1 protein-coding gene is annotated in these 1357 nt (G+C 67.9%); it reads left to right on the forward strand.

From position 1 onward, the window contains the following. Window positions 1–96 precede the first annotated feature (96 nt). Window positions 97–1357, forward strand: a 1261-nt coding sequence (locus AX685_RS01055) for a sodium:solute symporter family transporter (protein WP_231738488.1), incomplete at its 3' end; no start/stop codon positions are given.

The following is a 1357-nucleotide window of genomic DNA, read 5'->3' on the forward strand; positions in this document are numbered from 1 at the left end:
GGAAATAATCGTGCGCCGTCCCGGTGTTGCGGGGGGTGGATCTTCACCCCCCGCAACACCGGGACGGCGCACGATTATTTCCTGGCGGGCGGCAACGTGCCGGCGTGGCTGGCGGCGATTTCCGTCCTGTCGGCGACGCAATCGGCCGCGACGTTCCTGGGCGGGCCGGATTACGGCTATCACGGCGACCTGACCTATCTGGGCAGCAACCTGGGCGGGTTGCTGGGCGCGATGTTCGTCGCGCATGTGATGATCCCGCGGTTCTACGCGATCCGCGCGACCACCGCCTACGAACTGCTGACGCTGCGGTTCAGCGCCACCGCGACGCGCTGGGCCGGGGGCATGTTCCTGATCGGGCGCGTGTTCGCCGGGGGCGCGCGGGTCTATCTGGCGGCGATCGCGCTGGCGATGGTCATCACCGGCACCGTCGAGGCGCAGGGGATCATGATCGCCGCCGCGCTGCTGATCGTCGCCAGCGTGCTGTTCACCTTCGTCGGCGGGCTGAAGTCGGTGTTGTGGAACGACCTGATCCAGTTCGTCGTGTATCTGGGTTCCGCGATCGCGGTGGTGGTGTTCCTGCGCTCGTCGATCCCGGCGACGACCGGGCAGATCATCGACGGGCTGATCCACACGCCCGAGGGGGTCAACAAGCTGCGGCTGTTCGACCTGTCGACCGACCTGTCGCGGCCGTTCTCGCTGCTGGCGGTCGTGACCGGCGTCACGCTGCTGTACATCGCGAACGCCGGGATGGACCAGGACACGACCCAGCGGCTGCTGGCGTGCAAGGACGCCAGGACCGGCGCGCGCGGCCTGTACCTGTCGGTTCTGGCGACGGTGCCGGTGGTGGGGATGTTCATCCTGATCGGGCTGCTGCTGTATGTTTTCTACGACCGCCCCGACTTGATGGGCGGGACCACCGCGGCGGCGGGGCGCAGTTTCGGCGGCGAGAAGATCAGCATCTTCATGCACTATATCCTGACCCAGCTGCCCGGCGGGCTGCGCGGGCTGGTGACGATCGGCATCTGCGCGGCGGCGGTGGCGACCACCAATTCGGCGCTGAACGCCATGTCCTCGGTGCTGGTGCAGGATTTCTATCGCCCGTGGCGCGAACGGCGCGGGGCCCCGGCGGCGGAGCGTCATTACGTGCAGGCGGGGCGCGCGGGCATGGGGGTGATCGGCGTCGCGATGTTCGCGATGGCGGTCGCATCCTTCTACTGGCAGCGGTATAGCGAGATGGGGCTGCTGGAGTTCGCGTTGCAGGTGATGGTGTTCACCTATGCCGGGCTGCTGGGCGTGTATTTCACCGCGCTGTTCACCGCGCGGGGGACGACCGCAAAGCCCGCGATCAGCGCGGCGA

The organism is Sphingomonas sp. CCH9-F2, assembly GCF_001556735.1.
GTDB lineage: Bacteria > Pseudomonadota > Alphaproteobacteria > Sphingomonadales > Sphingomonadaceae > Sphingomonas > Sphingomonas ginsenosidimutans.